The 12,813-nt window shown below is 72.1% G+C and carries 11 protein-coding genes; 4 read left to right on the forward strand and 7 right to left on the reverse strand.

Annotation, left to right across the window (positions count from 1 at the left end; translation table 11 throughout):
* The first annotated feature begins 41 nt into the window (after nt 1–41).
* The 3 genes from TR49_RS11280 to TR49_RS11290 all read left to right on the forward strand — a co-directional run bounded on the left by TR49_RS11280 (nt 42) and on the right by TR49_RS11290 (nt 3,984).
* Nucleotides 42–1,094, forward strand: coding sequence for an NAD(P)-dependent alcohol dehydrogenase (locus TR49_RS11280; RefSeq protein WP_042380386.1), 1,053 nt, complete (start codon nt 42–44; stop codon nt 1,092–1,094).
* Nucleotides 1,095–1,144: 50 nt separating this feature from the next.
* The gene (locus TR49_RS11285) at nt 1,145–2,239 is read left to right on the forward strand and encodes an NADH:flavin oxidoreductase/NADH oxidase (protein WP_042380388.1); all 1,095 of its coding nucleotides are present in this window, start codon (nt 1,145–1,147) and stop codon (nt 2,237–2,239) included.
* 383 nt (nt 2,240–2,622) lie between these two features.
* Nucleotides 2,623–3,984 (forward strand): SMP-30/gluconolactonase/LRE family protein, encoded by a 1,362-nt coding sequence (locus TR49_RS11290; protein WP_042380390.1) that lies wholly within the window; start codon nt 2,623–2,625, stop codon nt 3,982–3,984.
* Nucleotides 3,985–4,047: 63 nt separating this feature from the next.
* On the opposite strand, the gene TR49_RS11295 is transcribed toward TR49_RS11290, so the two are convergent.
* The 5 genes from TR49_RS11295 to TR49_RS11315 all read right to left on the reverse strand — a co-directional run bounded on the left by TR49_RS11295 (nt 4,048) and on the right by TR49_RS11315 (nt 8,248).
* Nucleotides 4,048–4,368, reverse strand: a complete 321-nt coding sequence (locus TR49_RS11295; RefSeq protein WP_042380394.1) for a GYD domain-containing protein — start codon at nt 4,366–4,368, stop codon at nt 4,048–4,050.
* A 119-nt stretch (nt 4,369–4,487) separates the two neighbouring features.
* A complete protein-coding gene (locus tag TR49_RS11300; RefSeq protein WP_042380397.1) occupies nt 4,488–4,862 on the reverse strand; it encodes a hypothetical protein in 375 nt (124 codons plus the stop codon).
* Nucleotides 4,863–5,430: 568 nt separating this feature from the next.
* Nucleotides 5,431–5,952: a hypothetical protein gene (locus TR49_RS11305; RefSeq protein ID WP_052434201.1), complete on the reverse strand. Its 522-nt coding sequence runs from the start codon at nt 5,950–5,952 to the stop codon at nt 5,431–5,433.
* Nucleotides 5,949–7,454, reverse strand: coding sequence for a sensor histidine kinase (locus TR49_RS11310; protein ID WP_439654097.1), 1,506 nt, complete (start codon nt 7,452–7,454; stop codon nt 5,949–5,951). Before TR49_RS11310 ends, TR49_RS11305 begins: the two co-directional genes overlap by 4 nt.
* A gap of 98 nt (nt 7,455–7,552) precedes the next feature.
* On the reverse strand, nt 7,553–8,248 hold the full coding sequence (locus TR49_RS11315) for a response regulator (RefSeq protein WP_042380400.1): 696 nt from the start codon (nt 8,246–8,248) through the stop codon (nt 7,553–7,555).
* Between the two features lie 419 nt (nt 8,249–8,667).
* On the opposite strand from TR49_RS11315, the gene TR49_RS11320 reads away from it, so the two are divergent.
* Nucleotides 8,668–10,812, forward strand: coding sequence for a transglycosylase domain-containing protein (locus TR49_RS11320; protein WP_160311573.1), 2,145 nt, complete (start codon nt 8,668–8,670; stop codon nt 10,810–10,812).
* 112 nt (nt 10,813–10,924) lie between these two features.
* Here TR49_RS11320 and TR49_RS11325 read toward each other — a convergent pair whose 3' ends face one another.
* Nucleotides 10,925–11,788: a universal stress protein gene (locus TR49_RS11325; RefSeq protein WP_042380403.1), complete on the reverse strand. Its 864-nt coding sequence runs from the start codon at nt 11,786–11,788 to the stop codon at nt 10,925–10,927.
* A 499-nt stretch (nt 11,789–12,287) separates the two neighbouring features.
* Nucleotides 12,288–12,701, reverse strand: a complete 414-nt coding sequence (locus TR49_RS11335) for a pyridoxamine 5'-phosphate oxidase family protein (RefSeq protein WP_042380779.1) — start codon at nt 12,699–12,701, stop codon at nt 12,288–12,290.
* Nucleotides 12,702–12,813: the final 112 nt, after the last annotated feature.

Here is a 12,813-nt window from a genome sequence, read left to right on the forward strand (position 1 = left end):
GGGTCTGGCTGCGCCATGGCGAACCCGGCAGGCTGTCCACCATGACTACGAGCACGATCCCCGCGTTCGCCGCCCCGGCCGCCAAGGCCCCGCTGGAGCGCACCACCGTGCCGCGCCGCGAGCTCGGCCCGCACGACATCCTCATCGACATCGCCTACGCAGGTATCTGTCACTCGGACATCCACCAGGTCAACGAGGAGTGGGGTCCGGCCATCTTCCCGATGGTGCCCGGCCACGAGATCGCGGGCACCGTCGCCGCGGTCGGCTCCGCCGTCACCCGCCACCAGGTGGGCGACCGTGTCGGCGTCGGCTGCCTGGTCGACTCCTGCGGAGAGTGCGAGCAGTGCAAGGCGGGCTTCGAGCAGTTCTGCTCCGGCCCCGACGGCGCCACCGGTACCTACAACGACACCGGCCGCGACGGCGAGCCCACCTATGGCGGCTACGCCAAGCAGGTCGTCGTCACCGAGCGCTTCGCGCTCAAGATCCCCGAGGGCATTCCGCTGGACGCGGCCGCGCCGCTGCTGTGCGCCGGCATCACCACCTACTCCCCGCTGGCCCGCTTCGGCGCCGGTCCGGGCAAGAAGGTCGCCGTCGTCGGCCTCGGCGGTCTCGGGCACATGGGCGTCAAGATCGCCCACGCCAAGGGCGCCGAGGTGACGGTCCTGTCCCAGTCGCTGCGCAAGCGCGACGAGGGCCTGAAGCTGGGCGCCGACCACTACTACGCCACCGGCGACCCGACGACCTTCGAGAAGCTGGCCGGCTCCTTCGACCTGATCGTCAACACGGTCTCGGCCGAGATCGACCTCAACGCCTACCTCGCCCTGCTCAAGCCGAACGGCGCCCTGGTCCAGGTCGGCGCGCCGCCGGTCCCGGTCCCGGTGGCGGTCTTCTCCCTCATCGGCGGCAACAAGACCCTGGCCGGTTCCATGATCGGTGGAATCCCGGAGACCCAGGAGATGTTGGACTTCTGCGCGGAGCACGGCATCGGAGCGGAGGTCGAGGTGATCCGGGCGGACCAGATCAACGAGGCCTACGCGCGCGTCCTCAACAGCGACGTCCGCTACCGCTTCGTGATCGACACCGCGACGATCTGACGTCCCCTCCGTCCTCCGCCTCTTCCGTTCGTCAGGAGCCCTTTCCCCGCATGAGCCTGCTGTTCGAGCCCCTCGCCCTGCGTGACGTCACCGCCCCCAACCGGGTGTGGATGGCGCCGATGTGCCAGTACTCGGCACCGGCCGAGGGGCACGCGGCGAACAACGACAGCGTCGGCACGCCGGGGGAGTGGCACTTCCAGCACCTGGCCTCCCGCGCGGCGGGAGGCACGGGTCTGATCCTGACCGAGGCGACGGCGGTCACGCCGGAGGGCCGCATCAGCCCCTGGGACCTGGGCATCTGGAACGACCACCAGGCCGCTGCCTTCCGGCGGATCACCTCCTTCCTGCGCGAGCTGGGCACGGTCCCTGGCATCCAGCTCGCGCACGCGGGCCGCAAGGCCTCCTCGGCGCGCCCGTGGGACACACCGGGCGGCTCGCTCCCGGCGGACCACCCGCTCGCATGGCAGAGCGTCGCGCCGAGCGGCGCGGCGTTCGGCGCGATGACCGCGCCTGCCGAGCTGAGCGTCGATCAGATCGGCGAAGTCGTGCGCCGCTTCGCCGAGGCGGCGGAGCGGGCGCTGGCGGCGGGCTTCCAGGTCGTCGAGATCCACGGCGCGCACGGTTACCTGGTGCACGAGTTCCTGTCCCCGTACTCGAACCACCGCATGGACGCCTACGGCGGCCCGCTGCAGAACCGCATGCGCTTCGCACTGGAGGTGACGGAGGCGGTCCGCGCCGTCTGGCCGGACGAGCTGCCTGTCTTCTTCCGCGTCTCGGCCACGGACTGGCTGGACGAGGGCGGCTGGACCGCCGACGAGTCCGTGTTGCTGGCCAAGGAGCTGCAGGCCCGCGGGGTGGACCTGGTCGACGTCTCCACGGGCGGCAACGTCCCGGACGCCCGGATCCCGGTCGAGCCCGGCTACCAGGTCCCCTTCGCCGCCCGCATCCGCAACGAGGCGGGCCTCGCCACCGGGGCGGTCGGCCTGATCACCGACCCCCGCCAGGCCGAGCAGATCCTCGCCTCCGGCGAGGCCGACGCCGTCCTCCTGGGCCGCGAACTCCTCCGCAACCCCTACTGGGCCCGCCACGCCGCCACCGCCCTCGGCCACGACCTGCCGAAGCTCGACCAGTACGCCCGCGCCTGACCCGAAGCCTCATCCGCAGCGGGACGGGCATCCACGGGCCCGAGGCAGGGGCCTGGGGCAGCCCTCGGCTGGAGGAACCAGGTGCCCGAAACGGACGGCCGCCCCGGCGTTCCGTCGCCGTCACCGTCGGCATGGCGAGCGGACCCGGGGCTCGCCCCAGGCGTGGCCGCGCAGGGGCGAGCCCCCTGCCGCACCACCCCGCACGGCCCTCGCCTGCATGGACGGTGTTCTCGGCAGCACGGCATGCGACCAATCAGGCAGACTTGCACGGCACATGATTGGTCATCCGATGATTCGCATAGTCATTAGGTCGGACATGCCCGGACCGCATGCGCGCGGACCAGGCAGGAGTCACGCATCTCGCCTCTGCGAACGGAACCGACATGACCTACCGGAAGAAACTCGCGCGTGGCGCTGTCGCCACGGCGATCGTGTGCGCGCTGACCGGGGCTGCCGCCGGGTCGGCGGTCGGGGCCCCCACCGTCGATCAAGGGCGGCGCAGCTACGCGCCCCCTTGCCTGCCCGTGCCGGTCTGGGCGAACACCAGCCCGGGCCGCCTGATCGAGTACGACCCCCTCACTGGTGCGCAGCTTCACAACGTGCCCGTGCCGGCGAACCTCGGGGACATCGCCTGGAGCGCGGACGGGCGGACCCTCTATGCGGTGAACTTCTCCTCACCGGCGCGCCTGTCCACGATCGACCCGGCGACGGGGGCGGTGACAGCGACCACGCCCCTGACCGGTCCGGCCCAGAGCGTCGCCCTCAACGCGCTCACCGCGCTGCCGAACGGGCAGCTCCTGGCCGCCGCGCCCAGTAGCCGGAATCTGTGGACGATCGACCCGGCCACCGGCACGAGCACCACCTTCGCCGCTCAGTTCCCGTCCGGCTTCGCCTCGACGGGCGACCTCACGGTCCTGCCCGACGGCGACATCCTGGGCCTGGCGAACAGTGGCAGTCCCACGGGGGTCTTCCGTATCCACCCGGACAATTCGGTGACGGAGGTCGGCACGCTGCCCTCCGGCATGTACGGGATCTCGCAGTCCGGGCAAATGGTCTATACCTTCGCGGGCGGCGGCCAGATCGACCGGCTCTCGTCGGTGCCCACCGCAGCCTCCACGGCACCCCTTCCGTTCACCGTCGTGGCCAGTACCGGCAACAGCTTCTACGGCGCAAGCTCGGTGCAGGACGCCGAGGCCTGCAGCGTCCCCCCGGGAACCTCTTACGGCCTGACGAAGACCGTCGCACCCGTCGGCAAGGCCAGCCCCGGCGACACCCTCACCTACACCGTGACGGTGAGGAACACCGGGACGAACCCCTACCTCGACAACTCCGCCGCGTTCACGGACGACCTGTCAGACGTCCTGCGGAACGCATCGCTCATTCGGAGCTCCGTCTGGGCCTCTGCCGGGATCGTCAAGGTCTTCGGAGACACGCTCGCCTGGAACGGCCCGCTGCCCGTCGGAGCCACGGTCACGGTCGTCTACAAGGTCAAGGTGAACGACAAGGCCAGGGGCCGCCTGGCGAACGCTGTCATGCCGACCGCGCCGGGCGGCACCTGCAAGCGGGTCGCCGACTGCAGCACCAGCGTCGACATCAGCCGGAGGGACCACCACGGGATCTCGATCAAGATCGTCAATACGAGCGTGAACATCGCGCATGCCAGTGCCTCGACCTCGACCCCGCACCGCCCCTGTCCTCCGGCCGCGAAGCACCACCGGCCCCCCAACTGCCCCAAGCGGGGCTGACAAGCCGGTACCTGGTCGGCGGTAGCCGGCGCGAGCCATGAAGGCGGTGCCGGTCCGGGCGGCTCAGCTGCGCGGCGGGCGGAAGTCGACCGCCCGCTTCGCCGCCTCGTCGACTTCCTCGACCGTCAGCAGGGGGATCGCCCTGGAGCGCACGGCGCCACTGGCCCGCACCGTCATCGCGACGGCGGCCATCGACAGGTGGTCGGGGAAGTCGACGACGATGTACAAGTCGTCGTCCCCGTAAGCGAAGTGCATCGACTCAAGCGTTCCGCCGCACGAGGCGACAACCTGCTGGACGGCCTCCCTGCGACCGCTGCCGCCCTCGACGAGCAGACCCTTGGCCCCCTCGGCGGTGTAACTGCCCTGCACCAGGTACTTCGGCATCCCACACTCCCACTGCTCGGCCAAGCCACGACAACGCCTTCGCCCGACCACCATCGCCCATGCGCCGCGCGCTGTCCGTTCGGGCACCGCCGAACGGCGGACTCATCCGAGGCTCCCCTTCACAGGGGTGTGAGGACGTCCTCGTGCGCTCCGTCGAGGACGAAGCCGTTGTCCAAGCGGACCCGGACCGTCACGCGGCGGCCGCGTTCCTGGTACGCGGCCCACTGCGGCTCCAGCGCGGCGATTTCCGTCTCCAGCCGCTCGCGGCTCGCGGCCGGCATGGTGTGCCCGTAGTCGTCGAACAGCGCCTTGAGCCGCCGGTACTCGCGGACCTCCTCGTCTTCCGGGAGCTCCCCGTCCACCCGCTCGACGGTGCCCTCGATCCCCGCCCCCAACGAGAGGAACCCGACGACGGCCCCGGGCTCACCGGCGAAGGCTTCACCGATCCCGAGGTCCTCCGTCAACCGGACGCGTCGGCCTTCCTCCAGGGTCATCCGTTCTCTGCCTCTCAACCGATCGGTGCCGCAGACGCAGCTGGTTCGTCAACCACGCACACTAACCGTCACCGACCCCGGGACCACCAACCGACCAGGGCCTTGTCGGCGAAGCCGAACGGGGCCGGTCCTCCCGCCGCACCTCCAGGCAGATCTCCGGGGGCAGCGGCCACAGCGACTCCAGCTCGGGAGTGAGCTCGACCTCGACCCCCAAGGGGGGTCGTCGCCGCGCGGTATACCCAGGCGCGCCAACTGCGACCCGAAGTCCTCCAGCCCCGCCTCGGGGAACGGGTGGCCCGACCGCGTCCAGAAGGACCCACGGTCGAAGAACTTCCGCGCCTGGCGGAACTGCTCGACCGTCACGACGGGCCCGAGTTCGGGCGCTTCTGACCCGGCTGTCCATCCGGTCAGTTCACGCAGGAGCTCGCGCGCGCGGCGCAAGGCACTCGCCGCGTCGAGCAGGGGTTCCAGGTCTTTCTACAGCAGCGGCATTCCCAAGGCCGCACCTCCGTCAGGAGCCTAACCGGGGCGCGCAGGACCGTCGCTCGATCAGCGGCCCGACACCCCTTCAGCGGCCGGCGGTTGCGCTGGGGACGGGGGTGGGGCGGAGGATCACGCAGCTGTCGCTGCTGCCCTTGGTGAACTGCCCGTCGGGCGCGGCGACGACGACGGTCACGCCGGTCGCCGCGGTGTCCGGGTCGGCGGTCAGGCGTGCCGCGGCGACCGTGCAGATCAGCTGGCGGATCGCGATCGCGGGCAGGGGCCTGGTGCCCGCGGACAGCTGCAGCGTCACCTCGGCGCCGTTCACGCTGATCGCGGGAGCGGGTACGTCGTACAGCGCGGTCGTCATGCCGAGCCGCCTCTCCCGCAGGTCGGGGCCGGACAGGAGGAGTTTCACAGTTGCGCCCGTATCGGTCGGGGTGGCGACAGGAGGGCTGGTGGGGACGAGGTGACCGTCGATGACGAAGTAGAGGACCGGGCCGGCGGGCGTGACACCGGTCGCCGGCTCGCCGGACTGGATCACGCCGGTCGCGGGGATTCCGCAGCCGGACAGCAGCAGGACTGCGGCGAGCAGCATCACCCGCTTCATGCTCGGGCCTCCTCTTCGGGCTCCGACTCCGGTTCCAACTCAGGTTCCGCCTCCGGATCTGACGCCGACCCCGGCTTCGCCTCCGGCAGCGGGAGCTCGACGGTCAGCAGCGCGCCGCCGTCCGGGTGGTTGGCCGCCCGGATCGTGCCGCCGTGCAGATGCACGTTCTCGGCGGTGATGGCCAGGCCCAGGCCGCTGCCCTCGGTCCGGGTGCGGGCGGTGTCGGACTTGTAGAAGCGGTCGAAGATGTGCGGCAGGACCGTCTCCGAGATGCCCGGCCCGCTGTCCAGCACCTCGATCACCACCCACCGCTCTGATCCGTCCGGCGCGGGCGCCCGCCGCAGCTCGTGGAGCGTGAGCCGGACCGGAGGCGCGCCATGGCGCAGCGCGTTCCCGACCAGGTTCGCGACGACCACGTCGAGGCGGCGCGGGTCGACCCGGCCCCGGAGCACCGGGGGGTCGGGCAGGCGGGTGGTCACGCTGTCCGGCCAGGCCCGGGAGGAGAGGGTGCGCCGGACCGACTCGACGAGGTCGATCTCGTCCAGGTGCAGGGCCGCGGTGCCGGCGTCGAAGCGGGAGACCTCCATGAGGTCCTCCACCAACCGGGCCAGGTTGGCGGTCTCCTGGCTGATGAGCCGCACGGCGATGGCGGTGTCGGGGTCGAGGCCCACGGCGTCCTCGTCGAGGACGTCGGTGACGACGGACATGGCCGCCAGCGGGGTGCGCAGTTCGTGGGAGACGTCGGCGGCGAAACGGCGGGCCTTGGCCTCCATGCGGCGCAGTTCGGCGATGGACTCCTCCAGTGCAGCGGCGGTCTCGTTGAAGCTGTGGGACAGCTCGGCGAGTTCGTCCGAGCCGTGGACGGCGAGGCGGGTGTCGAGCCGGCCCTCGGCGATACGCCGGGTGGCGTGGCGCAGTTCCCGTACCGGGCGCAGGACGCCCCGGGCGGCGAGCAGGGCCAGCAGCACGGCCAGGACCAGGGCGGGCACGGTCGCTCGCTCCGCGGCGGTGACCAGGGCTTGGACGTACGCCAGTTCACTGTCCTGCGGCACCACCACGAAGACCGTGAGGCCGGTGGCGTTCCGCTCGTCGTCCGACGAGGCGAACATGACCGGCATGCCGACCACCAGGCAGGAGCGGCCGCCGTCGGCGGTCACGCGCTGGAAGACGGTCGCGGTGTGGGTGGTCGCCTCCGTGCGCAGGGCGGGCGTCAGCTCGGCGAACGGGTCCTGAGGCATCGAGGTCGCGCTCAGGCCGTGGTAGGTGACCAGCACCCGCCACTGCTGGGAGGGATCGGTCATGGCGACGGAGGTCGCGAACCCGTCCAGGGCCCCTTGGCCGGGCGGGAAGGTGAGGTCGGGGGCGAGAGTGTCGACCCGGTCGCGCAGGAGCCGGATGACGGTGTCCTGGCTCTGCTGGAGGATGCCGGTGCGCGCCTCACGGAACGTCAGGGCGCCGGTGGAGAGCGCGGCGGCGACGGCGACCAGCCCGAACGCCGCCACCAACCGGACGCGCAGGCCGCCCGGCAGCAGGAGACGGGGCCGCCGTCGGCGCGGCGGGGACGTGTGTCGAGGGGAGGTGTGGGAGGGCAAGGGTTCGGTCACCGGGGGCTGTGGAACCGGTAGCCGAAGCCCCGGACGGTCTGGATGTAACGGGGCTTCCGGGGTGGCTCGCCCATCTTGGTGCGCAGCCGTTTGACGCAGGCGTCTACCAGCCGTGCGTCGCCGTGGTAGCTGTGCTCCCAGACGGCCTCCAGCAGTTGCTGGCGGCTGAACACCCGGTCGGGGGCGGCCGACAGGGTCAGCAGCAGCCGCAGCTCCGACGGAGCCAGCAGGATCGGAGCGCCCCCGCAGCTGACGGTGAGCGCGGCCCGGTCGATGCTCAGCTCGCCGTGCGTCTCGGCCGCCGGGGGACGGCCGCCGGGGGACGGCGCCGCCTCGGCGCGGCGCAGGACGGCGCGGATCCTGGCGTCCAGCACCCGGGCCTGGACGGGTTTGACCACGTAGTCGTCCGCGCCGGTCTCGAGGCCGAGCACGACATCCACATCGTCGCCCAACGCGGTCATGATGATGATCGGTAGCTGACTGTCCGCGCGGATGCGGCGGCACACCTCCAGCCCGGTCATCCCGGGCAGCATCAGGTCCAGCACCACGACGTCCGGCAGGAACGACCGGAGCTGGTCCAGCCCCTCCTCACCGGTCCTGGCCGGGGCGACCTCGTGCCCTTGGCGGCGCAGCGCCAGTCGGGCGCCTTCACGGACGGCGGGGTCGTCTTCGACGAGCAGGACACGGGACATGGGCTCAGTATCGTCGGCGGCCGACGTCCGACCCCGACACTGTTACACGATGATCGCATAGGCCCGGCTGTTGCCATTCGGTCATATTCCCGGCTGATCCCGATCACATGGCCGAACCAGCCTGATCGTTCGTGAGCCCAGCGAGCCGACGTCACCTCAGCGCGACGGCCGGCCAGGGCACCAGGGAGCCGGAGCGCCCGCGCGCCGGGCCGAGGCCCGGCTTCTGGAAGCCCTGACATCCCCAGCTCCCCGGCGGCGCGGTCCCCCGCCCCGCCGCCGGGGTCTTCCACCCCAGGCCTCGCGCCCTCAACGCGCAGGGAGCGGAAGGCCGGTGGCTCAGGCGCGTTGCCGGTCCCCGGCCGGCAACCCGCACCAGGCCTGAGGCGCAGAACCCATGGCTCGACATGAAGGAGTTCCCGTTGCCCGAGCGAATCGTGCCGCCACGGCGAAAGGGGCGGCGCCACCGCGGCGCGCCGAAGAAGGGCGGCGAAGGTCTGCAGGACCCGGCGCGCAGTGGCGCCCCCGGGCCGGACGCTACGCCGGACCTCGCGCCGGGCCTCGCGCCGGACCGCGTGCCCCGGGCCCGGCGCGGGAAACGACTGTGGCGCTGGCTGAAACGCCTGCTCGTCGGCCTCCTGTTTCTGCTCGGTGCACTGGCCGGGCTCGTCTGGTACGCCTACGAGACCACCGCCATCCCCGCCCCCAACCCGAGCACCCTGCAGCAGAGCAACGTCTACTACTGGTCCGACGGCAGCGTGATGGCCACCCACGGTTCGGTGAACCGGGTCAACATCACCCTGGACCAGGTCTCGGTGCCGGTGCAGCGCGACTTCCTGGCCGCTGAGAACGCCGACTTCTACCACGACTCCGGCGTCGACCCCACCGGGATCGTGCGCTCACTGGTGAACATGGTCCAGGGCCACCAGTTGCAGTCCGGATCGACCATCACCCAGCAGTTCGTCAAGAACTCCTATCTCAGCCAGCGCCCCACGATCGGCCGCAAGCTGCAGGAGCTGCTGATCGCGGTGAAGATCGGAGACGTCTACACCAAGCCGCAGATCTTCACGGGCTACCTGAACACCAGCTACTTCGGCCGCGACGCCTATGGCCTGGACGCGGCCGCCCGGGCGTACTACGGCGTGGGCACCAGCGAACTGACGGTCTCCCAGGGCGCCTTCCTCGCCGCCACGGTCAACGAGCCCAGCCTCTACCAGAACGTCGACTCGGACGCCCGCGCGCGGGTCAAGGCCGTGGCCCGCTGGCACTACGTCCTCGACAGGATGGTCAAGGACGGCTGGATGACCGCCGCGGAACGCGCCCGCTACCCCGACTCGGCCTTCCCCACCCCGCGACCCTGGATCCGGGCGGCCCTGACCGGGCAAACCGGCTACCTCTACCAGCTCGCCACCGACTACGCCCAGCAGCACGCGGGCCTCACCGACCAGCAGCTCGCCCACGGCGGCTACCACATCTACACCACCTTCGACCGCACCCTCACGGAGCAGCTGGCGGCGGCCGTCACCAAGGAGATGGCCTCCGCCGCCGACCCGAAGGACCGGAAGAACCTCGCGCTCCAGGCCGGTGCGGCCAGCATCGACCCCACCACCGGCCGCATTCTCGCCGTCTACGGGGGTCCGGGGTGGGACAAGGGTGCCTACAACGACATCGCCGACAGCGCCGGACTTCAGGCGGGGTCGACCTTCCAGCCCGTCGTCCTCGCCGCCGCCCTGACGCACGGTGCGGTGCGCAAGCCCGGAACAGCCCCCTCCGCCGTCAGCCCGGACAGCGTCTTCAACGGCAACAACGACATCGAGATCTACGGCCCGAACGGGTTCCCCCTCCGCAAGCCTGGCAGGAACGCCGGTCCGCTGCTCGAGCAGAACGACCGCTACGTCTCCTGGGGCGAGCTCTCGCTCCGCTCGGCGATGCAGCACTCCGTGATCACGCCCTACGTCCAGCTCGGCGAGGACGTCGGCTACCCGGCGGTGAAATCCACCGCCGAGGCGCTCGGCGCGCTCAGCGGCAGCCTCGCCTCGGACAGCGCCGACTTCTACGCGGGCTCCTCCACCATCAGCCCCATCCGGCTGGCCTCCATGTACGGCACGTTCGCCGACCAGGGCCTGCACATCAGCCCCTACTCCGTCACCCGGATCACCTACAACGGCCTTCCGCTGAGCGGCCTGACGGCCCCTGCCCCGGTCCGGGCCGTCACCCCCGCGGTCTCCGGACTTGTCACCGGCCTGCTGGAGGACGCCGCCTCGAAGGACGGCACAGGCCGGCGAACCGCCTCCCTGCAGCGCTCCAAGGCGGGGAAGACCGGCACCGACGACCTCTACCACCCGGACTGGTTCGTCGGCTACACCGGCGGGCTCGCCACCGCGGTCACCATGTTCACCACCGACACGATCCACCCCGGCCTGAGCCCGGTCGGCACGAACGTCGGCAGCGACTTCCCCACCGAAGCCTGGACGGCGTTCACGGCCCGAGCACTCCAGGGCAAGCCCGACCTCCCGCTCGTCGGCTCCGCCGTGGCGACGCCGGAACCCACGAGTCCGCGTCCGTAGCGCCATCCCGCGACGGCGCGACGGGGTGGCTGTCAGGACTGCTGCAGAACCAGGGCCCCGGTCACCCGCCTCACGGGGACCGGGGCCTCCCGGACCGGACGGTCCGGGCGGTTCAGTGGTGCGGGACGACGGCGACCGGGGCGTGGGCGTGGTGGAGCACCGCGTGCGCAGTGGGACCCAGATGGGCGCCCGTGGCGTGCTTGCGGATCCGACGGCCGATCACCACCAGGTCGACGCCGTCCGACGCGTCGACAAGAGCCTTGGCGGCGCCGCCGACCTCGGTCCTGGCCAGGACGGGGACCTGCGGGTACTTGGCCTGCCAGGGGTCGAGCGCCTGGTCCAGGGTCTCCCGCGCGGCGCTTGCCAGCGCGGCGGGGTCGATCGGGGTGACCATCGTGCCCGGAGGGGCCCACACGGTCGGCACGTCCCAGCCGTGGACGGCGACGACGCGCGCACCGCGCTCGCGGGCCCGGGAGAAGGTGAACTCGAGGACTTCGTCCGCGTGCGCGCCCGCCCCGACGCCGACCAGTACGTCTCCCGTCCGGTCGGGCAGGCGGTCCTCGACGACCGCCGATTCGGGGCGGAGCACGACGACCGGGACGGGGGACCGGCCCGCGACCGCCAGCGACACCGAGCCCACCAGAAGCCCCTTGAAGCCGCCCAGTCCGCGGGAGCCCAGGACCAGCAGTGCGCCGTCCGCCGCCGCATCCAGCAGCCCCTCCAGCGGCGCTGCGCCCAGCAGCGCGGTCTCGACGTCCAGCTCCGGGTGCCGCCCGCCGGCCTCCTCCGCGACGTGCGCGAGCAGCTCCGCGCCCTCCTGTTGCAACTGGTCCAGGTAGATCCCGACCGGCCGGGGCCAGACGTGGACCAGCCGCAGCGCGGTCCCGCGCCGGACGGCTTCGTCGGCGGCCCAGCGGACGGCGGCGAGACTCTGCGGGGATCCGTCGGTGGCGGCGAGAACCGGACGAGCAGTCATGGCAGGTGCCTCCAGGCAGTGTCGGCCGGACGCGCGTCGTCCGGCCCGGACATCACCCTGACGCGCGGCGGCGGGCCTGCCACAGGGCCACTGGTCCCGGCTCCCGTGACGTTCGGCCCCGGCCACGCGACCCCGCCCCGGTCGCGCGGCCGCGCCTGCGCTGGAGGGGCCGCACGGCCCTCCTCCGCCGGGACCCCCGGGACGGGCAAGCGCGGCGACGAGACACCGGGGTCGTCGTAGCTGCGGACCGTCCGTGCCCCCGAGGCGTCGGTGGCGCTGAGGAGGTTGCCTCGCTCGTCGTACTCGAACGAGCTATGCGCCTGGTCGAGAAGCTCGCCCAAGGCAGCGCCCACTCCTGGTACGAGGAAGTCCCGGCGGGCCACCCGGCCGACCGGACCGGCGTGGCGGTCCTCTCCGACCTCGCGATCCCCTCCGACGCGGCGGCCTGCCGCTGTGCCCCCGTCGGCGGGTCCGCCGGTTTCCCGGGTTCAGCGGTGGGTCAGGGGGCGGCCGGGTCGAGCAGGAGTCGGCCGGTGACGATCTCCGGGCGGATCACGACCAGATGGCTCAGCTCCGCCGGGAACCACGGCGTCCGCGCGTCCAGGTAACGGGCGGCGCGCTCGGCGGGCAGGGTCGCCCGGTCCAGCACGCGGGCGTAGCCGGTGGCCACGACGGTCCACCCCGTGTGGGTCTCGGCGTCGATCTCGTCCGCCTCGTAGGCGACGACGACGCCGGGGGTGTCGCCGCCGGGGAGGGAACGGGCCAGAGCGGCGCCCGCGTGGGTGCGGATGACGATCTCGCCGTCGACGACGGTGTGGTTGACGACGCGGACGGCCGGCAGCGCGTGCTGGGTGAAGACGATGCGGCCGAACCGGACGCTGCCGAGCAGGTCGAGCGCTTCCGCAGGCCTCAGTTCGGCGAGTCGGCCGCCGGCCGCGCCGCCGCCGACCGTGCCGTCAACCGCCGCGCGGCCGCCAGCCGCGCCGTCGACCGCCGCTTCGTCGGCTGCCGGGTCGTCCGCCGCC

This window comes from Streptacidiphilus melanogenes (assembly GCF_000787835.1).
Lineage (GTDB): Bacteria > Actinomycetota > Actinomycetes > Streptomycetales > Streptomycetaceae > Streptacidiphilus > Streptacidiphilus melanogenes.

What these genes read in the sequence shown, in the direction of transcription:
- TR49_RS11285 (WP_042380388.1), top strand. Translation starts at nt 1,145, where the DNA reads ATGAGCCTGCTGTTCGAGCCCCTCGCCCTGCGTGACGTCACCGCCCCC.
- TR49_RS11295 (WP_042380394.1), bottom strand. Translation starts at nt 4,368, where the DNA reads ATGCCGAAGTACCTGGTGCAGGGCAGTTACACCGCCGAGGGGGCCAAG.
- TR49_RS11290 (WP_042380390.1), top strand. Translation starts at nt 2,623, where the DNA reads ATGACCTACCGGAAGAAACTCGCGCGTGGCGCTGTCGCCACGGCGATC.
- TR49_RS11280 (WP_042380386.1), top strand. Translation starts at nt 42, where the DNA reads ATGACTACGAGCACGATCCCCGCGTTCGCCGCCCCGGCCGCCAAGGCC.
- TR49_RS11305 (WP_052434201.1), bottom strand. Translation starts at nt 5,952, where the DNA reads ATGAAGCGGGTGATGCTGCTCGCCGCAGTCCTGCTGCTGTCCGGCTGC.
- TR49_RS11325 (WP_042380403.1), bottom strand. Translation starts at nt 11,788, where the DNA reads ATGACTGCTCGTCCGGTTCTCGCCGCCACCGACGGATCCCCGCAGAGT.
- TR49_RS11315 (WP_042380400.1), bottom strand. Translation starts at nt 8,248, where the DNA reads ATGTCCCGTGTCCTGCTCGTCGAAGACGACCCCGCCGTCCGTGAAGGC.
- TR49_RS11300 (WP_042380397.1), bottom strand. Translation starts at nt 4,862, where the DNA reads ATGACCCTGGAGGAAGGCCGACGCGTCCGGTTGACGGAGGACCTCGGG.